This is a genomic window from Amycolatopsis sp. NPDC114484 (assembly GCF_055633755.1).
The window spans coordinates 59794-80723 of sequence record NZ_JBVKDQ010000001.1; the positions used below are offsets into that span (position 1 = coordinate 59794).

17 protein-coding genes are annotated in these 20930 nt (G+C 69.0%); 3 read left to right on the top strand and 14 right to left on the bottom strand.

Annotation, left to right across the window (positions count from 1 at the left end):
* Positions 1-2: 2 nt before the first annotated feature.
* The 11 genes from ACZ7SW_RS00315 to ACZ7SW_RS00365 all read right to left on the bottom strand — a co-directional run bounded on the left by ACZ7SW_RS00315 (position 3) and on the right by ACZ7SW_RS00365 (position 12336).
* Complete coding sequence (locus tag ACZ7SW_RS00315; RefSeq protein ID WP_470228274.1) at positions 3-1115, bottom strand: ABC transporter ATP-binding protein; 1113 nt, start codon at positions 1113-1115, stop codon at positions 3-5.
* Positions 1112-2107 carry an ABC transporter ATP-binding protein gene (locus tag ACZ7SW_RS00320; RefSeq protein WP_470228275.1) on the bottom strand — a complete coding sequence of 332 codons (996 nt, stop codon included), beginning with the start codon at positions 2105-2107 and terminating at the stop codon, positions 1112-1114. The genes ACZ7SW_RS00315 and ACZ7SW_RS00320 overlap by 4 nt, the downstream gene beginning before the upstream one ends.
* A 4-nt stretch (positions 2108-2111) precedes the next feature.
* Entirely contained in the window at positions 2112-3047 is a 936-nt protein-coding gene (locus tag ACZ7SW_RS00325) for an ABC transporter permease (RefSeq protein ID WP_470228276.1), read from the bottom strand.
* Positions 3044-4045, bottom strand: a complete 1002-nt coding sequence (locus tag ACZ7SW_RS00330) for an ABC transporter permease (protein ID WP_470228277.1) — start codon at positions 4043-4045, stop codon at positions 3044-3046. The genes ACZ7SW_RS00325 and ACZ7SW_RS00330 overlap by 4 nt, the downstream gene beginning before the upstream one ends.
* An 87-nt stretch (positions 4046-4132) precedes the next feature.
* Complete coding sequence (locus ACZ7SW_RS00335; RefSeq protein WP_470228278.1) at positions 4133-5824, bottom strand: ABC transporter substrate-binding protein; 1692 nt, start codon at positions 5822-5824, stop codon at positions 4133-4135.
* Between the two features lie 428 nt (positions 5825-6252).
* The gene (locus ACZ7SW_RS00340) at positions 6253-6729 is read right to left on the bottom strand and encodes a uridine kinase family protein (RefSeq protein WP_470228279.1); all 477 of its coding nucleotides are present in this window, start codon (positions 6727-6729) and stop codon (positions 6253-6255) included.
* Positions 6730-6773: 44 nt separating this feature from the next.
* Positions 6774-7211, bottom strand: a complete 438-nt coding sequence (locus ACZ7SW_RS00345) for a DUF2304 domain-containing protein (protein ID WP_470228280.1) — start codon at positions 7209-7211, stop codon at positions 6774-6776.
* 9 nt (positions 7212-7220) lie between these two features.
* On the bottom strand, positions 7221-7979 hold the full coding sequence (locus tag ACZ7SW_RS00350; protein WP_470228281.1) for a glycosyltransferase family 2 protein: 759 nt from the start codon (positions 7977-7979) through the stop codon (positions 7221-7223).
* A gap of 6 nt (positions 7980-7985) precedes the next feature.
* The gene (locus ACZ7SW_RS00355) at positions 7986-9932 is read right to left on the bottom strand and encodes a DUF6541 family protein (protein WP_470228282.1); all 1947 of its coding nucleotides are present in this window, start codon (positions 9930-9932) and stop codon (positions 7986-7988) included.
* 83 nt (positions 9933-10015) lie between these two features.
* The gene (locus tag ACZ7SW_RS00360; protein WP_470228283.1) at positions 10016-11320 is read right to left on the bottom strand and encodes a hypothetical protein; all 1305 of its coding nucleotides are present in this window, start codon (positions 11318-11320) and stop codon (positions 10016-10018) included.
* Positions 11317-12336: a glycosyltransferase family 2 protein gene (locus tag ACZ7SW_RS00365; RefSeq protein WP_470228284.1), complete on the bottom strand. Its 1020-nt coding sequence runs from the start codon at positions 12334-12336 to the stop codon at positions 11317-11319. The genes ACZ7SW_RS00360 and ACZ7SW_RS00365 overlap by 4 nt, the downstream gene beginning before the upstream one ends.
* A gap of 111 nt (positions 12337-12447) precedes the next feature.
* On the opposite strand from ACZ7SW_RS00365, the gene ACZ7SW_RS00370 reads away from it, so the two are divergent.
* Positions 12448-13545, top strand: coding sequence for a UDP-N-acetylglucosamine 2-epimerase (locus tag ACZ7SW_RS00370; RefSeq protein ID WP_470228285.1), 1098 nt, complete (start codon positions 12448-12450; stop codon positions 13543-13545).
* A 153-nt stretch (positions 13546-13698) separates the two neighbouring features.
* Here ACZ7SW_RS00370 and recR read toward each other — a convergent pair whose 3' ends face one another.
* Positions 13699-14295, bottom strand: a complete 597-nt coding sequence (gene recR, locus ACZ7SW_RS00375) for a recombination mediator RecR (protein ID WP_470228286.1) — start codon at positions 14293-14295, stop codon at positions 13699-13701.
* A gap of 3 nt (positions 14296-14298) precedes the next feature.
* Entirely contained in the window at positions 14299-14655 is a 357-nt protein-coding gene (locus tag ACZ7SW_RS00380) for a YbaB/EbfC family nucleoid-associated protein (protein ID WP_067577153.1), read from the bottom strand.
* A 139-nt stretch (positions 14656-14794) separates the two neighbouring features.
* On the opposite strand from ACZ7SW_RS00380, the gene ACZ7SW_RS00385 reads away from it, so the two are divergent.
* Positions 14795-15616 carry an N-acetylmuramoyl-L-alanine amidase gene (locus ACZ7SW_RS00385; protein WP_470229213.1) on the top strand — a complete coding sequence of 274 codons (822 nt, stop codon included), beginning with the start codon at positions 14795-14797 and terminating at the stop codon, positions 15614-15616.
* 105 nt (positions 15617-15721) lie between these two features.
* Positions 15722-18820, top strand: a complete 3099-nt coding sequence (locus tag ACZ7SW_RS00390) for a TIM-barrel domain-containing protein (RefSeq protein ID WP_470228287.1) — start codon at positions 15722-15724, stop codon at positions 18818-18820.
* Here the strand turns inward: ACZ7SW_RS00390 and ACZ7SW_RS00395 are convergent.
* Entirely contained in the window at positions 18817-20898 is a 2082-nt protein-coding gene (locus tag ACZ7SW_RS00395; protein ID WP_470228288.1) for a DNA polymerase III subunit gamma and tau, read from the bottom strand. The genes ACZ7SW_RS00390 and ACZ7SW_RS00395 overlap by 4 nt on opposite strands.
* Between the last annotated feature and the right edge of the window lie 32 nt (positions 20899-20930).

The window sequence follows — 20930 nt, forward strand, 5'->3', positions numbered from 1 at the left end:
GTTCAGAGGATCTCGGCGGCCGAACCGACGTCCGGCGGGCCGAGGTCCGGGTTCAGCGCCCCGGCGTCGACCAGTTCCGCCTCGACCTTGTGCGGCTGGATCCGCCCGTCGCGGATGTCCTCCGCGTAGTGGCAGGCCACCCGGTGCCCGGCGCCGATCTCGCGCAGCTGCGGTCGATCGGTGGTGCAGAGGCTTTCCTGCTTCCACGGGCACCGCGTGTGGAACCGGCAGCCCGACGGCGGATTGGCCGGCGAGGGAAGGTCGCCGGCGAGCAGGATCTGCTCGCGGCTGTCCTCCACCACCGGGTCCGGCACCGGGATCGCCGACAGCAGCGCGCGCGTGTAGGGATGCAGCGGGTTCTGGTACAGCTCCTCCGACGTCGTTTCCTCGACCAGCGCGCCGAGGTACATCACGCCGATCCGGTCGGAGATGTGCCGGACCACGGCGAGGTCGTGCGCGATCACCACGTAGGTGAGACCGAGCTCTTCCTGCAGATCCTCCAGCAGGTTCACCACCTGCGCCTGCACCGAAACGTCCAGGGCGGACACCGGTTCGTCGGCGACGATCAGGTCCGGCTCCACCGACAGCGCCCGCGCGATGCCGATGCGCTGGCGCTGACCGCCGGAGAACTCGTGCGGGTACTTCCGCAGCGAGGTCTCCGGAAGGCCGACCGCGTTCAGCAGCTCGCGCAGCCGTTTCGCGGTGGACTCCTTGTCCTTGTCGAGCCCGTGCGCGCGCATGCCCTCGACGAGGATCGACTCGACCGACTGGCGCGGGTCCAGGCTCGACATCGGGTCCTGGAACACCATCTGCATCCGCCGCCGCGCCTTGCGCAGCTGCTCGCCCTTGAGCTGGGCGACGTCGGTGCCGTCGAAGACGACCTTGCCGTCGGTCGGCTCGTTGAGCCGCAGGATCGCGCGGCCGAGCGTCGACTTGCCGCAGCCGGATTCGCCGACCAGGCCGTAGGTTTCGCCGCGGCGGATCGACAGGTCGACCCCGTCCACCGCGAACACGTGGCCCACCGTGCGGTCCACGACGATGCCGCGCTTGATCGGGAAGTGCACCTTGAGGCCGGTGACCTCGAGCAGCACCTCGTCGGTGTTCGCCACCGTCATCGGGTTCCTCCTCCCGCCGCCACGGCGGGTTGCACCGGGTTGTGGCAGCGCAGCAAGCCGTTCCGGTCGGGAACGAGCTCCGGCGAATTCTCCAGGCAGGCCGCGACCGCGTTCGGGCAGCGCGGCGCGAACGCGCAACCGCCGTCCCACGGGATGTTGTCCGAGACCGAACCGCGGATCGGCACCAGCTTCTCGCCGCGGCCCTCGTCGAGCCGCGGGATCGAGGCCAGCAGGCCGTGCGTGTACGGGTGCCGCGGCTGCGCGAACAGCGAATGCCGTTCCTGGCGCTCCACGATCCGGCCGCCGTACAGCACGTTGACCTCGTCGCAGAGCCCGGCGACGACGCCGAGGTCGTGCGTGATCATCACCAGCGCGGTTCCGGTGTCCTGCACCAGTTCCCGCAGCAGGGCGAGGATCTGCGCCTGGATCGTCACGTCGAGCGCGGTGGTCGGCTCGTCCGCGATGAGCAGCCGCGGACGGCACGCCAGCGCGATCGCGATCAGCGCGCGCTGCCGCATCCCGCCGGAAAGCTGGTGCGGGTACTCGGAAAGCCGGCGCGTCGGGTCGGGAATGCCGACCTTGTCGAGCAGTTCCGCCGCTTCGATCCGCGCCTTCTTGCGCGGCATGTCGCGGTGGCGCTCCAGCACCTCGGTGATCTGCAGCCCGATCGGGATGACCGGGTTCAGCGAGGACAGCGGATCCTGGAACACCATGCCGAGATCGCGGCCGCGCCGGTCGCGCATTTCGCGGTCGGACAGGGTCAGCAGATCGGTGCCCTCGAAGCGCACCGAACCGCTGACGGTGTTGCCGCGCTTGGCCAGCAGCCGCATGATCGCGAGCGAGGTCACCGACTTGCCGCAGCCGGACTCGCCAACCAGCCCGACCGTCTGGCCGGGTTCGACGTCGAAACTCACGCCGTCGACCGCGGTGAACGGACGCTCGCCGCGCCGGGAGAACACGACCTTCAGGTCGCGGACTTCGAGAAGTGCCACGGGGTCACCGCCGGTTCTTCGGGTCGAGGGATTCGCGGAGGGACTCGCCGAGCAGGGTGAACCCGAGCGCCACGATGATGATCGCGATGGCCGGGTAGTACGCCAGCTCTGGCCGGATGTCGAGGTAGTGCTGGGACGCGCTGCCCAGCATCAAACCCCACTCCGCGCGGGTCGGGTCCGGATCGCCGAGACCGAGGAACGACAGCGCCGCGGCTTCCAGGATCGCGGTCGCCAGGGTCAGCGTCGCCTGCACGATCACCGGGCCGAGCGAGTTCGGCAGCATGTGCCGGAACACGATCGTCGTGCGCTTCACGCCGAGCGACGTCGCCGCCAGCACGTGGTCCGCCTCGCGCTGGGCGAGCATCGAACCGCGCAGCAGCCGGGCGAAAATCGGCACGCCGATGATCGACACCGCGATGATCACCGTCCACTGGCTCGGCTTCGCGAACAGCGCCGCGATCGAAATCGCCAGCAGCAGCGAGGGAAACGCCAGCAGCACGTCGACCAGTCGCATGAGGACAGTGTCGACCCAGCCGCCGAACGCGCCCGCGAGCCCGCCGATAAGCGCGCCGATGAGCACGCCGATCACCGTGGCGAGCACGCCGACCAGCAGCGTCTGCTGTGCGCCGATGAGCAGCCGGGACAGGAAGTCGCGGCCGAAATCGTCCACGCCGAGCGGAAAACCGGGCTGTGCGCCCGGGATGATGCCCCGGCCGAGGATGACCTTGTCCTGCAGATACCGGACCTGCGGGTCCTTCGGCGCGAGCAGCGGCGCGAAAATCGCCAGCAGCAGGAACAGCACGGTGATCACGCCGCCGACGATCGCCACCGGGCTGCGCAGCATCCGGCGCAGCGCTTCGGCGCCGAGGCTGCGCCCGCCCGCCGAAGCCGCGGCGAGCTTGTCGATCGGCTCTTTCTTCTTGTTCAGCAGAGTGTTCACCGCACACGCACCCTCGGGTCGATGAGCCCGTAGGAAATATCCACGAGCATGTTCACGAGCACGTAGACCAGTGCCCCGAGAAGCAGCAGCGCCTGCAGCCGCGGGTAGTCCCGCTTGTCGATCCCTTCGGCCAGAAGGAATCCGAGGCCGCGGAAGTTGAACACTCGCTCGGTCAGCACGGCGCCGCCGAGCAGCGCGCCGGTCTGCAGGCCGATCGTGGTGATCACCGGCAGCAGTGCGTTGCGCAGCACGTGCCGCTGGCGGACCACGGGCTGGGTGAGGCCCTTCGAGTTCGCAGTGCGGATGAAGTCCTCGTTGAACACGTCGAGCACCGACGCGCGGGTGATCCGGGTGATCACCGCGAGCGGAATGGTGGCGAGCGCGAGCGCGGGAAGAATGAGGTGCTTGATCGCGTCCCAGACCGCGTCCCATTCGCCGGTCATCATTCCGTCGAGAATGGCGAAATGCGTGACGACGGTGGCGTCGATGCCGGGAGCCTGCCTGCCTTGCGACGGCAGTCCGAGCGGCGTGGAAAGCAGGTCCTGCATCATGTAGCCGAGGAAGAAGATCGGCACCGCGACGCCGACCAGGGTCAGCACGATGATGACGTTGTCGACGATCTGGCCGCGGAACCGGGCGGCGAGGTAGCCGAACGAAATACCGGCCGCCACGGCGATGAGCATCGCCGTGATGCCCAGTTCAATGGTGGCCGGGAGGAACGTGCCGATCTCCGACATCACCGGCCGGGACGACACGAGCGAATTGCCGAAATCCCCGGTGATCGCGCGGCCGAGGAATTTGAAGTACTGCACGAAAATCGGCTGGTCTAGACCGAGGACGTGGTTGAGGTTCGCCAGTTTCTCCGGGGTCGCCTTGTCCCCGAGCAGAGCGGACGCGGGCCCGCCGGGGAGTGAGCGCAACCAGGCGAACACCAGGATGGACAGGATGAGCAGCGTCGGGATCGCTTGTAGCAGCCGACGCACGAGAAAACGGAGCACGAGTAGTCCTTTGTGTACAGCCCGGGAACGAGGCCAAGGGCAGGCGCGGTAGCACCTGCCCTTGGCCTGGCTGCTCAGTGGAGCACGTCAGCCGATCGTGACGGTGTCGAAGCGTTCGTCGGTGAGCGGGCTGGCCACCACGCCCTTGATCTTCGGGCCGACCACGATCGCCGGCGTCGGGTAGGCGATCGGGATGGCGGGCAGGTATTCCATGATCTTCTTGTTCGCGTCCTGGTACGCCTTGGTGTGCGCGTCGCCCGCGGCCGCGGCGTCCGCGTCGGCGAGCGCCTTGAAGATGCCCTGGTTGTTCTGGTCGGACAGGCCGAACTCCGGCTTCGGGCGACCGAAGAAGGTGCCGACGAAGTTGCCCGCGTCGTTGTAGTCACCGGTCCAGCCGAGCAGGTGGATGTCCTGCTTGCCGTTCTGCTGCACGTCGTCCTTGTACCCGCCGTTCCACGACTCGGCGACCGGCTGCACGTTGATGCCGATGGCCTTCAGGTCCTCGGAGATCGCGGTGTAGGTGTCGGCCGGGTTCGGCATGTAGGGCCGGGTGACCTCGGTCGGGTAGTAGAACTTCAGGGTCATGCCCTCGGCGCCGGCTTCCTTGAGAAGCTGCTTGGCGCGTTCCTTGTCGTACGGGTACTTGGTCACGTCGTCGGTGTAGCCGGAGATCGCCTTCGGCACGAACTCGGTCGCGACCTCGGAACCCTCGGCCAGCTTGGAGCGCACGAACTGCTCGCGGTTGATGCCGTAGGCCAGCGCCTGGCGGACCTTGGGGTTCTGCAGCTTCGCGCCGTTGGGGCCGGCCTGGTTGATGCCCAGGTAGAGCACGTTGAACGACGGGCGGATCAGCACCTTCTCGCCGTCGTTGCGCAGCAGCCCGTAGTCGGCGGGGGCCGGGAAGTCGTACCCGTTGATGTCGCCGGCCTTGAGCGCCTGCTTGCGGGCGTTCTCGTCCGGGATCACCTTGAACACGAGCTTGTCCAGCTTCGCCGGCTGCGGCATCGTGCTGGCGTCGTTGCGCACCAAGGTGATCTGGCCGTTGCCCTGGTCCCAGCTGTCGAACTTGAACGGGCCGGTGCCGGTCGGGTGCTTGTAGCCGTACTCCGGATACGTGATCGACGTGCCGGAGCCGGTGACCTTGTCCGCGTTGTACTTCTGCAGCGCGGTGGGGCTCTGGATCGCGAACGACGGCAGCGTGAACGCGGCGGGGAAGGCGCCCTTCGCGCGGTTCAGGTTCAGAACCGCGGTGTGGTCGTCCTTCGCCTCGCAGCTCTTGTAGATCGGCTGGCCCTTGGTGGTGCCCTCGTTGTTCGCGAAGCCCTCGAAGACGTCGCCGTAGTAGATCATCTGGCTCTGGGCGGTGGCGCCCTTCATGTTGTACCAGCGATCGAAGTTGAAGCAGACGGCCTTCGCGTCGAACGCGGTGCCGTCGCTGAACTTCACGCCCTGCTTGAGGTCGAACGTCCAGGTCTTGCCGTCGTTGCTCGGCGTCCACTTCGTGGCGAGCGACGGGGCCAGGTCAGCGGTGCCCGGCTTGTTCTGGATCAGCGTGTCCAGCATCTGCCGGGTGATCCGGAACGTCTCGCCCTCGTCGTTGAAGATCGGGTCGAACATCTTCGGGTTGCCGGTGTTGCCGAAGACCATGGTGCCCCCGGAACCACCGCCTCCGGACTCGTCGCGCTTCGATTCCGCGCACGCGGACAGCGAGACCGCGAGCGCGCCCGCGAGTCCGATCAGAGCTGCCCGGCGTGTTCGGGTCAGCCGCAATTGCTGCATCTGGCACCCCTTGGGAATGTTCGGTGTATCGAAATTCACCGTCGGCGGTCAGTTCGGGAAGACCAGTGCGATCGGTGTGTTCGGTGACACTAGCGGGAACTCGGCCCCCGCTTAAGCACGTGAGGTTACGATCGCGCTACGTAAGCCCCAAATTGACCGCAACGTGTCGGCAATTGTGCGCTCTGCGTAGCGAAAACCGCCGGTTTGGTACGTTGAGTGGCGGTTTGCTCACCCGGTTGGCCTAGCGAGACGGGTTGTCCGTTCCGGGTGCCGTGGATGTTCCGGAACCCTTGCGACGGGCCCGCGCAGTTGCCCGCGAAGCACGCTGAAACGGCCCAGTTTGTACTCGAGTTTCCAGCGCTCGCGCATTCCGCGCAATAGCCGTTTTCGCTGCCCGCAAACCGATGTCGAGCAGGCATTCCGGTTGTTCAGACCAGCTGGTCCGCCGCCTCGCGAGTGCCGTCGACAGCGAACCAGCCGCGTTCGAACGACTGCCAGCGCCGCAGCTCGCCGCGGGCCGCCTCGCCGTCCCGGGCGACTGCCCTGGACAACCGTTCGGCCTCGGTGCCGCCCTCGATCCAGCACAGCCGCGACAGCCGGGGCCGGAGCGCCCGGCGTCCGCTCGACACGCCTTCCAGCACCAGCACCTCGGGCACCTCGACGCGCACCAGCTCACCGGGCCGCGGCGCGCCGGAGGTCCAGTCCACCCGGCGGTACTCGCCGGGCCGACCCTGCGCCAGCGGCGTCAGCACGCCGTCTTCCAGCTGCGGCCACCACGCGACGGGATCGTCCCAGGTGGCGAAGGCGTCCGTGCTGACCAGCGCGGCACGCGAGCCGAGAGCGTCGACCGTCTCAGCGGCGAGAGTGGACTTCCCGGCCCCGGACGGACCGTCGATGGCCAGCACGCGGACGCCGCCGAGCCGGGGCGGAGCGGCGAGCAGCGCGGAGATCAGCGAACGCGTGCCGGGCTCGCTTCGGGCAGGCCGTCCACATTGTCGGGGGCGGACGTGCGCTTCTCCAGCTCCGCGATACGGGCTTCGAGAGCGCGCTGGGTGTCTTCGAGTTCGCAACGCAGCAACGCGGTCTCCTCGACCGCGGTCCGCACCTCTTCCTCCAGGTGCCCGACCTCGGTCGAAAGCTGCAACGACACCAGTGCGAGAACCACTCCGGCCAGGAAAAACACGAAGTTCGACGGGGTGGCGACCCCGGTGAGGTGCGCCAGGAACTCCGCGACCGGCGGGACCACCGCGAGCACCACTACGCCGAGCGCCACCACGAGCCAGATGCCGGCGTACTTCTCGCGCAGCTTGCGCCGCCGCATCATCTCGACGACGACGAGCAGCACCAGAGCCGCGATGACGATGCTCAGTACCTGCCAGCCTGCCATGAAGCCTCCCTACGCCGCGGCGGACGAGTCGACGGACGGACGACGACGCACGAGCGCGAGCAGCAGGGCGAGCCCCGCGCGGCCCAGGTACACCGCGGACTTCACCGGCGAATGGCTCGGCTTGCCGCCCGCCCGTTCGCGCATGACCACCGGAGTCTCCCGAATGGACAGTTTCGCCCGGATCGCCATCACCAGCGCCTCGACCGTGTCGCCGAGGTACTCGGCCGGGTAGTAGCCGGCGAACAGGCGGATCGCGCGCGGGCCCATCGCCTTGAACCCGGAGGTGACGTCGGTGAGCTTGCCGCCGGACAGCCGGCTGAACACCAGCGACAGCGCGACCATCGCGTACTTGCGCGGCCCGACCGCGCGGTAGGCGCCCTTGCCTGCGAACCGGGAGCCGATCGCGATGTCGGCGCCCTCGTCGAGGAGCCGCAACAAGGCGTCGACCTCGTCCGGGTCGTGCTGGCCGTCGGCGTCGACCTGGACGACGGCGTCGTAGCCGCGCGCGGCGGCGTAACGGAAACCGGTGCGCATCGCGCCGCCCACGCCGAGGTTCACCGACAGCCGGGCCACCCGGACGCCGCAGGCGCGGGCGAGTTCGGCGGTGCGGTCGGTCGAACCGTCGTCGACCACCAGCACGTCCGCGGCCGGCAGCGACTGCTTGACCTGAGCGAGCACCGAAACAACGCTGTCTTGCTCATTGAGCGCGGGCATCACGATGAGCACGCGTCGAGTGCTCACGGATGTGCTGGACACGGCAGCCACCATAACCGCTTACTGACCGTTCGCTGTGGTAGGGCCGGTCACGCCGGACTGTCCGGCGATTTCGTAGATCGTCGCGCCCTCGTTGCGGAACACCACGCGGAACTGCGGGCCGGGCCGGACCCGCGCCACGCCGACGGACTCGACCGCGTTTTCCGCGGCCTTCCCCTTGCCTTGGATCAGATAGCGCACCCGCAGGTCGGTGAGGTCCGCGCGGACCTGCTGGTACTTGTCGATGTCGTTGACCCACGCGCTCAAGTACGCGGCCTTGGTGTTCGCCTCGGCACCGTAGAAGGTCCACTCGACCGGCTGAACTCCGGCCAGCGCGTACATCCACGCGGAACCGTCGGACCGGTTGTTCATCACCCGCTCGCCCGGCACGGTGTGCTGGCCCAGCCAGGCGAAGGCGGCTTCCTCCGGCTTGGACACGGTCGGCCCGTCCTGGTAGGTGACGGCCAGCCGGCTCGCGTTGCGGCCGGCGTAACCGCCCTTGCTCAGGCCGCCGCACACCACCAGCAGCAGGACGACCCCGACCCCGCCGAGCGCGGCGGGTGCGAGCTTGACCCGCGGCTGTGCCTTCCGCGCGAACCAGGCGGCTCCGGTGTGCGCGAACTCTCCGAACGCGACCGCGCCCGCCAACGGCACCAGCGCGGCGATCCGCCAGTGGTCGTTGTAGAAGAGGCTGGTCAGCTTCTGCATGATCGGCGAGTTGACGGACACCGTCAGCATGAAGAGGCCGCCGAACACGACGTACGCGGCGACCAGCCACAGCATCCGCCGATGCCGCACGAGCAGGACGAGCCCGACGAACGCGGGCACGCCGACCCACCACTGCGGGAAGTCCGACATCGGAGAGAAAGTGATCGTCTGGCCCAAGCCGCCGGCGAGCGTGGTCTCCGGCGCCCAGTACGCGCTCGTGACCCCGCCGGCGTTGTACAGCGAGGGCAGCACCAGCGGCACGCCGAGCACGATCGCCAGCCCGCCGGTCGCGATCAGCGAGGGCAGACTGCGCCGCCATTCGATCTTCTCGAAACGGCAGAGAACGGCGACGAGAATAAGCAGGAAATAAACAACGACCACGAACACGACACTGGTGTGCAGACCGCACAACCCGGCCACGCCGACACCGATCGCGACCGGACCGGCGATGCCGTTCGGCTTCAGCAAATAGCGGCCGAGCGCCAGCATCGCCGGAATCAACGCGACCCCGGCGACGTAGGGCCACAACGGACCGCGCCACAACGAGTCGTACGGGAAGGCGCTGAACCACGTGCTGACCGCGGCGGCCGCGGCGGTGCCGAGCGCGGGCATGCCCCAGACCCGGCACAGTGCGGCGACCCCGAACGGCACGGTGAAAATCACCGCCAGCGCGGCCAGGTTCAGCGTGGGCATCATGGTCAGTCCGCCCTTGCCGAAAACCAGCGCGAGCAACGCGTGATACGTGTCGGGGTAGAAGTAGTTGCCCTGATTCGGCAGGTTCGCGATAGTGCCCACGGTGGACGGCCGGGCGTCGCCGTGTTCGGCGATCCAGCGGATCAAGTTCCCGTGGAAAGGCGCGTCCCAGCCCTGCTGAACGGTGTCGATCCCATTGGTGCCGCGCAAGAAGGTGACCGTGCCCACGCCCAGTGCGACGACGACGCCCGCCGCCATCACGAGGTGGTCGCGCAGCGGCAGCTTCTCCAGCTCCTCGCCTGCCCAGTCCGGGTGCCTGCGGGCACGCAGCCGCTGCGCCGCGAACGCCAACCCGAAGCCGACGACAGCGAGCACCAGTGTCCACAGGACGACGTTGAGCAGCGACCAGCGGATGCCAAGGCCGCCCAGCACCGGGACGCCGAGCGCGATGACCCCGAACGTCAGCAGCGGCGCCGCGGCGGCGAGTGTCCACCCGCGCAACCGGATGGCCGCTCCGAAGACGAGCCCAGGCACCCAGAATGCAAGCAGCACCAGAAGAACGTTCATCGAATTCGAATCCAAACCTGATCGGCTTTCGCCATCCGACGCGCGCCGGGAACCGACGGCTCGGAACTCACACTACTGCGACGCTAAGAACACGCTTCACCCGTGTCAGACGTTCCTTCCGCGGACGAATTAGCGAGTACGAATACCAACACGACGACGAGCCCGGCCATCGGCGCGACAGCGAGCGAAACAACGGCGCGCAGCACGGTGTCTCCCGGGACGGCGAGAAGCAACGCCGACGCGGTGACCGCAACCACTGCCCAGGTGATCAACACGCGGTTGGCCTGGGCGCGCGCCACCAGCACGGCGGTGAGCAACTGCATCGGCACCAGCAGCACCGAGGACCACACGAGCCCGGCGACCGCCCAGCCGTCCACCTGGTAGGCGGCTCCGTAGACGAGCTCGACCGCCCACGGGCCGATCAGCATGCCGACCAGCGCGCCGAGCGCGGCCAGCGCGAGCGCGGCGAAGGTGCCCAGCAGCAACACCCGGCGCAGCCGGCTCCGACCGTCCTCGGTGGCGGAGAGCCGCACCACGAACGGCACGGCGAGCGACTGCACCGGCGCGACCAGCGTCAGCGGCAGCCGTGCGATGACCAGCGCGGCGAACACCGCGCCGAGCCGGTCCCGGTCGCCGCCGGGGACGAGCAGGCCGACCAGCGCGGGGTAACCGGTGATGACAGTGGCGGTGAGAGCCGCTCCGAGCAGCAGCATGAGCATCCGGCGACTGGTGACCGCCCAGCCGTCGCCGTCCGCACGGACGTCCAGCAGCCGCCATGCCTTGCGGATGAACAGCAGCCAGGCGAACGATCCGGCCGCGACCGCCAGTGCCAGCGGCACCAGCCGGTACGCGGTGGCGATCACCAGCAGGCCCAGCACCAGCGCACGGACCGCGGGTTCGGCGACGATCAATCCGGCGAAGTGCTTGACCTGGTGCTGGCCGATCAGCAGGCCTCGCACGCCGAACTGGCAGGCGAACGCGACCCCGCCGGCCACCACCACCAGAGCGAGTTCCCCAGTGCCGTGGAACAGCCGGTCGTTGATCGGCGGGATGAGCAGCGCCAGCCCGAACGCCCCCGCGGCCGCCGCTGAGACGACCACCGCGCGCAGCGCTCCGCGGCCGGCGACGCCACCGGTCAGCGCCGCCGTCGCGGACTGTCGGGAGAGCTCCTGCTCCAGCGGGGACAACGCGCTGCCGAGGCCCATCAGGAGGCCCCAGAACGTGAGGAAGGTGGCGTACTGGTCCGGCGGCAGCAGCCGCGCGCAGGCGACGGTGAGGACGTAGCCGAGGATGATCGCCGCGATCAGCGACCCGCCGAGCTTGCCCGCGGTGCGATGGGTGTCCCGGACGACCCCGCTGGCCGCCGCGCCGGTGTCCGCCACGCTCATCGGCGCCGCAGCCGGGCGCGCGAGGCGAGGTACAAACCGCGGAACACGCCCGAACCGAACCCGGCCGCGAACACCGGCAGCAGGGTGCCGACCGCGCGCGCCTCTGCGGTGGTGGCCCCGCACTTCTTGACCGCGGCGGCCGCCGCCGCCGACCCGGCGATCCCGAGCGCGGCAGTCGTTTTCGGCTTCTTCACGGCCAGCCCGGCTCCGACCGCGCCGACCGCGAGCGCGCCGAACAGCGCGGTGCGCGCCGGACCGGGCGAACCGAGGTAGGAATCCACGTACGTGGTGCCCCGGAAGAATGACTGCGCCCAGAACTTCTTGAGCGAATCGCGGCCGTGGTAGGTCCCGGCGAACCGCGGGGCCAGGTGAATGCGCGCGCGTTCGGCGATCCAGCGCAGCATGCGGGTGTCGTCGCTGGCCAGCCGGACGTCGTCGAACAGCGATTCGAAAGCGGCGGCGGAGCCCTCGAGCAGATCGCGGCGGGCGCAGAAAAATCCGGTGCCCTTCGGGTACAGGTCGAATTCCTCGATGCCGAACGACGTCAGCTTCGGATCCGCGAAGTACTTGCGCCACGAGAATGCGACCAGCCCGGCCATGAAACCGGCGTAAGGATTGTGTTCGGACGCGACGTTGATGTGGCCGTTCCAGGCCGTGCGTTCGGGGTGGCCGGTCAGCTGGTCGCGCAGAAAACCGAGGCTGCCGGCGTCCACGATCACGCGACTGTCCAGCAGCAGCAGCCATTCGCCGGACGCCTTCGCCATTCCGGCCCGGCGGGCCTCGAACCGGCCGCTGTTGGACTGGCTCAGCACGGTGATGCCGTACTGGTCGCGCAACCGGGCGAGCCGGGCGGGCGTGCCATCGGTGCTCCCGTCGTCCACGACAAGGATTTCCACCGGCCACCGCGCCGCCTCGGCCGAGGCGATCAGCGCGCCGACGCTGCGGTCGATCCAGTCTTGTTCGTTGTAGACCGGAATCACGACGCTGAGCGACGGGAGGGGCGGATTCGCACTCACCCCGGCGAGGCTACCCTGTACCGGGCGGGACGGAGCGCACAGCATCCTGGCCCGCGGCGTTGACCTGCTGTTCACCCGGCTGTGGCCGGCCCGGAGATTGGGTAATCCACGGTGATTTCCTTCATTGTCGGCACCACCGCGGAACTGATCAAGATCGCGCCGGTCTTCCACCGGATCGCCGATCGCGGCGTGACTCCGAAGCTCTGGTTCACCGCGCAGCACGTGGACGAGGTCGCCGACGTCCTGTCCGATCTGCGGCTGCCGGAACCGGATCTGTGGTTCGTGCCGCGTCCGCAGGCGCGCAACCTCGAATCCCCGGCGCAGGTACCGGGCTGGGCGGCGCAGGTCATGCGCACCGCGTGGAGCCGCCGCGCCGAACTCCGCGCCCAGCTGACCTCGGACGGTCGCCCGCCGCTCGTTCTGGTGCACGGGGACACGTTCACCACGCCGTACGGGGCGTTGATCGGCAAGAAAGTGCTGAAGGCGCGCGTCGGCCACATCGAGGCGGGCACGCGGTCGGGCAGCATTCTGTCGCCGCTGCCGGAAGAACTGAACCGCAAAATCGCCGGGAAGCTCGTGGACATCCACTTCTCGCCGAGCGAGCGCGAGGTGCACAACCTGCGCAACGCCCGCGGCGTCGTGGTGAACACCGAAGCGAACACGGCGATCGACTCGATGCGCCAGGTCGTCGACCAGCCGCTGGACGTGCCGAACCTGCCGGAAAAGTTCGGCCTGGCGACGCTGCACCGATTCGAACTGGTGTCGCGCGCGGACAAGTACCGCGAGGTCTTGGGAATCCTGCGCGCGCAGAGCCGCGAGATGCCGATCCTGTACATGGCCGGCGCCCCGGAGCGCGAGAAGATCCGCGCGCTGGGCTTGGACAATCTGTTCGACGACAAGTTCATCGCACAGCCGAAGATGCGCTACCTGAAGTTCCTGCCCCTGGTCGCGCGCGCCGAGTACGTCGTCACCGACTCCGGCGGCCTGCAAGAAGAATGCGGCTACCTAGGCCTCCCCTGCGCAGTCCACCGCGCCCGCACCGAACGGCACGTAGGGATCGGCGAAAACGTCATCCTGACCGAAATGCGCGGGGACCGGCTGCAGGAATTCCTTGACACGTACCAGAACCGGCGCGGGGAGTCCTGGATGGACAAATACCACCCGTCGGACATAGTAGTGAACTCGTTGGCACAGCTAGGTTACTGCTGAATCTTTGGCGTCGGCTCCGCCGCCGCGTGCGGGATCGCCTTTAAGTCGGTGTCTGACGGGGCTGCGTACCCGGCCTGGGGCCGTGCACGCAGCCCCGTCAGACACCGACGCGATCCCGCGTTTGGGTCGCGTTGGCATTCAGGGGCAAAGAATCTACAACGCTCGCCGTCCAGACAAGGCGCGTCCCAGAGTCAACTCGTCCGCGAACTCCAGATCCCCGCCCATCGGCAACCCGGACGCCAGCCGCGTCACCGACAGCCCGGGGAAATCGCGCAGCATCCGCACCAGATACGTTGCCGTGGCCTCGCCCTCGGTGTTCGGGTCCGTCGCGATGATGATCTCCCGGACGTCCGCCTCGCCGATGCGTTTGAGCAACTCCCGCATCCGCAGCTGCTCCGGCCCGATCCCGGACAACGGGTCCAGCGCGCCGCCCAGTACGTGGTAGCGGCCCTTGAACTCGCGGGTCCGCTCGACCGCCAGTACGTCCTTCGGCTCCTCGACCACGCAGATCACCGTGAGGTCGCGGCGCTCGTCGCGGCAGATCCGGCACGTTTCCCGTTCGGAGACGTTGCCGCAGATCTCGCAGAACTGCACGCCTTCCTTGACCTTGCCCAGCACGTCCTGCAGCCGCGCGATGTCCGCCGGGTCGGCGGCCAGCAGGTGGAACGCGATGCGCTGGGCACTCTTCGGACCGACGCCGGGCAACCGGCCCAGTTCGTCGATCAGGTCCTGGACGACACCCTCGTACAAGTGTCAGCCGCCGAAGCCGAGGCTGCCGAGGTCCGGCATGCCGCCGCCGAGGCCGCCGGCCAGCGGGCCCAGTTTCTGCTCGGTGAGCTTCTGCGCGCTCGCCGACGCGTCGCGCACCGCGGCGACCACCAGGTCGGCCAGGGTTTCGACGTCGTCCGGGTCGACCACCTTCGGGTCGATGACGAGGCTCTTCAGCTGGCTGTCGCCGGACACCGTCGCGGTGACCAGACCGCCGCCCGCGGTGCCGGTGACCTCGGTGTTGGCGAGTTCCTCCTGGGCCTCCACCAGCTTCTGCTGCATCTGCTGGGCCTGCTGCATGATCTGCGACAGGTCGAAGCCGCCGCCGCCGGGTTGCACCATGATCGCACTCGGTCCTTCCGCGTTTGGGTGTTCTGCCCCAGCGTAGCCGCGCGCCCGGCGAGTCCGTCCTGGCGGCACGCGTGTGCTGTGGCACCGTGGTCGCGTGCGAGCGAAGACACTCCCGCTGCTGACCGGCCTGATGCTGCTCACAGCGTGTTCCGGCGGCGGCGAGACGCCTGCGTCCCCGGCCGCCGCGCCGACGTCCTCGGCCGGTTCGACGACCCCGACCCCGAGCCCGTCGTCGAGCGCGCCGCCGGTGTCGTCGTCTTCGAGCCCGCCCTCGACGTCCGCGGTGCCGCCGGTCGGCTCGGGGAAGGTCGTGGTCCTCGATCCCGGCCACAACGGCGGCAACGCCTCGCACCCCGGCGAGATCAACCGGAAGGTGCCCGCCGGGCGCGGGCAGACGAAGCCGTGCAACACCACCGGCACGTCGACCAACGCCGGGTACCCGGAGCACGCGTTCACCTTCGCCGTCGCGCAGGAGGTCGGGAACGCGTTGGCGGCCAAGGGAATCAAGGTCGTCTACACGCGCCAGAACGACTCCGGCGTCGGCCCGTGCGTCGACGAGCGCGCGCAGATCGGCAACGACGCGAACGCCGACGCGGTGGTCTCGATCCACGCCGACGGCTCCACTTCGCCGACCGCGCACGGCTTCCACGTCGCATACTCGGCGCCGCCGTTGAACGCGGCGCAGGGCGAACCGTCGCTGAAGCTGGCGCGCACCATGCGCGACGGAATCCGCGACGACGGCTTCGCCACGTCCACTTACATCGGTTCGGCTGGCCTTTCGCCACGAAACGATCTGAGCGGGCTCAACCTGTCGACCCGCCCGGCCGTGCTCGTGGAGTGCGGCAACATGCGCAACGCCGACGAGGCCGGGCAGATGTCGTCGGCGGCGGGCCGGGCGCACTACGCGCAGGCCATCGCTAAGGCGATCGAGGCGTACCTGGCCGGCTCCTGACGCAGGGAGCCGAAAGGGCTACTGAGCGGACAGAACACCGGACACCGTCTTCTCCCTTGATCGGTCCCGACTTACCGTCGCTGGGGACCTTTCGAGGAGGCGCCGGTGGCAACATCACTCCGAGGACGTCTGGTGCGGCTGCTGGCCGTGACAGCGATGGCGGGCACTCTCGTGTCGACGGGAGTCGCCGAGGCCGCTCCACAAGCGGTGACCGCCGGGCAAGCACGGTTCGAAGTCCTGTCGCCGACGCTCATCCGGACCGAGTACGCGGGTGACGCCAAGTTCGTCGACGCGGGCACGTTCAACGCGATCGGCCGCGGCAGCTTCCCCAAAACTCCTTATACCGCAACAAAACGCGACGGCTGGCTGACCATCCGGACCAGCGCCGTCCAGCTGCGCTACAAGCTCGACTCGGGCGCGTTCTCCGACGACAACCTCACCGTCCAGCTGCGGACCGGCGGCCAGGACGTCACCGCACGGCCCTGGACGGGCAAGCCGACCTGCACCTTCGGCACCCTCTGCGAAGCCGAACAACTGCAGCTCAACGGAGTGGGCACGGCTAGCGACCATCGTGGCTACACCGGCGACGGTTTTGCGGCGGGCTTCACCAATCCCGGCGACAGCCTGTCCTTCCGCGTCACCGCTCCCGGCGAGCACCAGCTGGATCTGCGCTACGCAAACGGAACCGGCGGCGACGGACAGCACACGACCCGCACGCTCACCGTCCTCGTAGACGGCACCGACGCGCACGCCATCACACTGCCGACCACCGCTGACTGGGACACCTGGGCTCTCGCGACGGTGCCGCTCACCCTGCCCGCAGGAGAGCATCAGGTGATCGTCAAACGCGGCACCGCCGACTCGGGCAACATCAACATCGACAGCCTCGCCGTGGTCAACGCCGGTGCCGCGTACCCACAGCCCGTACCGCCCGCGCCGACGCCGTGCGCCTTCGGCGTTCTCTGCGAAGCCGAGCAAGGCGTGCTGTCCGGCGGCGCGCGTCCGGCAAGCGACCACGACGGTCACTCCGGCAAAGCCTTCCTGGCAGGCATGGAACGAGCCGGCGCGTCCGACGCGCTGACGATAACCGGCGTTCCCGCCGACGGTTCCTACGATCTGCAACTCCGCTACGCCGACGCGACCGCCGCTTCCGGCCAAACCCAGCCGACCTCGTTGACGCTCCAAGCCTCTGCTGTCTCGACCGACCTGACCCTGCCGTCGACCAGCAGCTGGAATTCGTGGCGCACCAACGTAATCCCGGTGAACCTCAAGGCCGGCACCAACACCGTCACGCTCTCCTGCCCGGACCAAAACTGCCACGTCAACCTCGACACCGTCGCCGTCACCGCCCCGCATTCGGTGTTGCTAGCCCCGCACGCGCCGCTCGGCGGCTATCGACGCGGCCTCGACGGCGTGGACGGCAGCGCGGTCTCCGCACCCGGGATCCTGTACCAGGACGGCTGGTCTCTCCTCGACGACACCGCATCGGCGCTGTACGACCCGCGCACCAAAGTCGTCACCCAACGGCCCAGCAGCGAGACCTACCAGGACGGATACGTCTTCGCCTACGGCCAGAACTACGGCCGCGCGCTGCAGGAACTGGCCCAGCTGACCGGACCGTCGCTGCTGCTTCCCCGCTGGGCCTACGGCGTCTGGTACTCCGAGTATTACGACCGCACGGCCGCCGACTTCCAGCAGACGATCGTGCCCAAGTTCCGCGAACAGCACGTGCCGCTCGACATGCTCGTCGTCGACACCGACTTCAAATCGCCGGACCGCTGGAACGGCTGGGAAATCGAGCCGACCCGCTTCCCCGATCCGAAGGCGTTCTTCCAGTGGGCGCACGACCAGGGCCTGCACACGTCGCTGAACATCCACCCCAGCATCCGCGGCGACGACCCGCAGTTCCCGGCAGCGCAGGCGACCGCGAAGGGCAAACTCCAGCCTGGTTGCGGAAAAGACTGCTACGTCTTCGATTTCGGCGACCCCGACCAGCTGCGGGCCTACTTCGACCTGCACCGGACGATGGAACAGCAGGGCAACGACGTCTGGTGGCTCGATTGGTGTTGTGACAGCTCGAAATCCAGCCTCGCCGGAGTCACTCCGGACGCGTGGATCAATCAGCAGTACGCACAGCACGGCGGCTTCGCGTTCTCCCGCGCCTACGGCTCGCTGCAAGCCGGTGGATACAGCTCGCCGACAGCCGTGCCGACCGGGCCGTGGGCCGACAAGCGCACCACGCTGCACTTCACCGGCGACACCATCTCCGACTGGGCGACGCTGGCCTTCGAGGTCGGTTACACGCCCGGCGAATCCGCGGCCACCGGCCTGGCTTCGGTGAGCCACGACATCGGCGGCCACACCGGCGGTTTGCAACAGCCGGGCACAGAACCGGGCAGCACGAAGCTGCCGGACGATCTGTACGCGCGCTGGGTGCAGCTCGGCACGTTCCAGCCGATCGACCGGCTGCACTCCAACCACAGCGACCGGTTGCCCTGGCAGTACGGAGCGGCCGCGGATGCGTCAGCGACGAAGTTCCTTAACCTGCGCGAAAATCTGGTGCCGTATACCTACACGCTCGCCCAGCAGGCCACCGCGACCGGAATGCCGATCGTGCGGCCGCTGTACCTGCAATACCCGGAGCAGCAAGAGGCTTACGCTCAAGCTGGCGGGGAGTACCTGTACGGCCCGGATGTCCTAGTGGCTCCCGCGACTAGCCCAGGCACTACGGCGACCACGAACGTTTGGTTCCCACCGGGCAGCGACTGGACGGACTACTTCACCGGCAAGACCTACCGAGGCGGCACCACCGCGCAGATCACCACCGGTTTGGACACGATGCCGGTGTTCGTGCGCTCGGGCGGAATCATGGTCACCCGCAGCGGAAACGTCGCGGGCGACGCACATGATCCGCTCACCGCGGCGACAGCCACGGTGGCTGGCGGCCGCAACGGCGCGTTCACGCTCTACGAGGAGGGCACTACGACTTCCTTGCGCTACACCGAAAACGCCCACTCATCGATGCTCTCGATCGGTGCCACGCAGCGAGCGTGGACCGTCCGGTTCACCAACGCGACCGCGCCGTCCGCGGTGTACGTGGACGGTCGTCGCAGCGGAGCCTGGACCTGGGACGCGGCGACCCGGACGGTAACCGTGCAGGCACCGCCGACGTCGCGTCCGCTCACGGTCCGGCTGGTCCGCTAGTCCAGCGGACGCGCGCCGAGGTGGTCCGACAGCAGTTTGCGCGCGATCTGCTCCGGGTCCTCCTCCGCGGGCGGCGGAGGAGGCGGCGGGACCGGGCTGGAGTCCTCGGAGTAGATGTCGTCGTCCTCGTCCGAGGGTTCGGGCGGGAGCGGGATGTCCGGCTCGCTCGTCGCGACGCGAGGGCGGCTCGGCGCTTCCGCCGCGGGCTTCGGCGGGGCCGGAGGCGCGACAGCGGCCGCCGGTGCCTGCGCGGCCGCGGACGGACGCGTGAACGACCGCTCCGGAGCCGGTGCCGCCGCTTGCTGCCGGGGAGCCTGTCGCGCCGGAGCGGCGGCCGGGGCCGCGCCGTGCACGCAGCGGACCTGCCATTCGCCGCCGAGCACCTCGCTCAGCCCGGCCGCGATCTTGCTCGCGTTGCCCTGGTCGCTCAGCCGCCGGGCGAGCGGTTCGGATTTGTGCGTCAGCGTGACCGCCGAACCGTCGACTTCGGCGACCGCGGCCTGCGTGAGCATGGCTTCGAGCGCGCGACCGCCGGTGAACTTCCGCAGCGACGCCAGCAGTTGCGGCCATTTCTCGCGCACCTTGGCCGCGTCGATCCCACCCGCCGCCGCCGGGGCTTCTTCCGGGGCAGCCGGAGCGGGAGCCTCGGGAGCGGGAGCAGGCGCAGCAGCCGCCGGAGCAGGCGGTTCAGCGGGAGCCGGACGGCTGACCTCCGGGCGCGCCGGACGCGCCGGTTCTTCGGCGACCGGACGAGCCGGAGCCTCCGCCGCCGGAGCTTCCTGCGCCGGACGCTGCGAAGGCCGCTGGAACCGCGAGGGAGCATCCGCCGTGCCAGCGGAAGCCGCCGGAGCGGACGCGGCGACCGGAGCAGGAGCAGGCACGGGAGCAGGACCAGGAGCAACGGTCGGAGCGGGCGCACCGGCCGGACGCCGCTCGAGCCGTTCGATCCGCGCCAGCAAGGCTTTCTCCGCCTCGGTGACCGACGGCAGCAACATCCGCGCGCAGAGCAGTTCGAGCACGAGCCGCGGCGACGTCGCGCCGCGCATCTCGAGAAGTCCACTGTGGACAATGTCGGCGTAGCGGGACAGTGTGGCCGGGCCGAGCTTCTCGGACTGCTCGGTCATCCGCTTCAGCTCGTCGTCCGGTGCGGCGACCAGGCCGCGTTCGGCCGCTTCCGGGACCGCGCGCATCAGCAGCAGGTCGCGCAGCCGGTCGAGCAGGTCGGTGGCGAAGCGGCGCGGATCGTGTCCGGCGTCGGCGAGTTTCTCGACGGTGCCGAACACTTCGGAGGGGTTGTCGTTCGCGAGCCCGTCGACCACCGCGTCGATCAGCGCGGTGTCCGTGACGCCCAGCAGCGACACCGCCCGCGGGTACGTGACGCCTTCCGGACCGGCCCCGGCGAGCAGCTGGTCCAGCACCGACTGCGTGTCGCGCGCGGAACCGCCGCCAGCACGGATCACCAGCGGGTACACCGCAGGTTCGACCGTCGCGCCCTCAGCGGCGACGTTGCGCTCCAGCAGTTCCCGCATCGAACTCGGCGGGATCAGCCGGAACGGGTAGTGGTGCGTCCGCGAGCGGATGGTGGTGAGCACCTTGTCCGGCTCGGTGGTGGCGAAGATGAAGATGAGGTGCTCTGGCGGTTCCTCGACGATCTTCAGCAGGGCGTTGAAGCCCTGCGTGGTGACCATGTGCGCCTCGTCGATGATGAACACGCGGTAGCGCGATTCGGCGGGCGCGTAGAACGCCTTGTCCCGCAGTTCGCGGGCGTCGTCCACGCCGCCGTGGCTGGCCGCGTCGAGTTCGGTGACGTCGACGCTGCCGGGGCCTTCCGGCGCGAGCGCGCGGCACGAGTTGCACTCGCCGCACGGATCCGGGGTCGGGCCTTTGGCGCAGTTGAGCGAGCGCGCCATGATCCGCGCGCTCGACGTCTTGCCGCAGCCGCGCGGCCCGGAGAACAGGTACGCGTGGTTGATGCGCCCGGCGGCCAGCGCCGTGCGCAGCGGTTCGGTCACATGCTCCTGGCCGACGACCTCGGCGAAGGTCGCCGGACGGTACTTCCGGTACAGCGCGAGAGCCACGTGCCCGAGACTACAGTGAGCACAGTGAGCCC

Bases quoted from the DNA above. Each gene is read 5' to 3' on its own strand.
- ACZ7SW_RS00315 (WP_470228274.1), bottom strand. From the start codon at position 1,115: ATGACGGTGGCGAACACCGACGAGGTGCTGCTCGAGGTCACCGGCCTC.
- ACZ7SW_RS00355 (WP_470228282.1), bottom strand. From the start codon at position 9,932: ATGAACGTTCTTCTGGTGCTGCTTGCATTCTGGGTGCCTGGGCTCGTC.
- ACZ7SW_RS00360 (WP_470228283.1), bottom strand. From the start codon at position 11,320: ATGAGCGTGGCGGACACCGGCGCGGCGGCCAGCGGGGTCGTCCGGGAC.
- ACZ7SW_RS00385 (WP_470229213.1), top strand. From the start codon at position 14,795: ATGCTGCTCACAGCGTGTTCCGGCGGCGGCGAGACGCCTGCGTCCCCG.
- ACZ7SW_RS00350 (WP_470228281.1), bottom strand. From the start codon at position 7,979: ATGGTGGCTGCCGTGTCCAGCACATCCGTGAGCACTCGACGCGTGCTC.
- ACZ7SW_RS00380 (WP_067577153.1), bottom strand. From the start codon at position 14,655: ATGGTGCAACCCGGCGGCGGCGGCTTCGACCTGTCGCAGATCATGCAG.
- ACZ7SW_RS00345 (WP_470228280.1), bottom strand. From the start codon at position 7,211: ATGGCAGGCTGGCAGGTACTGAGCATCGTCATCGCGGCTCTGGTGCTG.
- ACZ7SW_RS00335 (WP_470228278.1), bottom strand. From the start codon at position 5,824: ATGCAGCAATTGCGGCTGACCCGAACACGCCGGGCAGCTCTGATCGGA.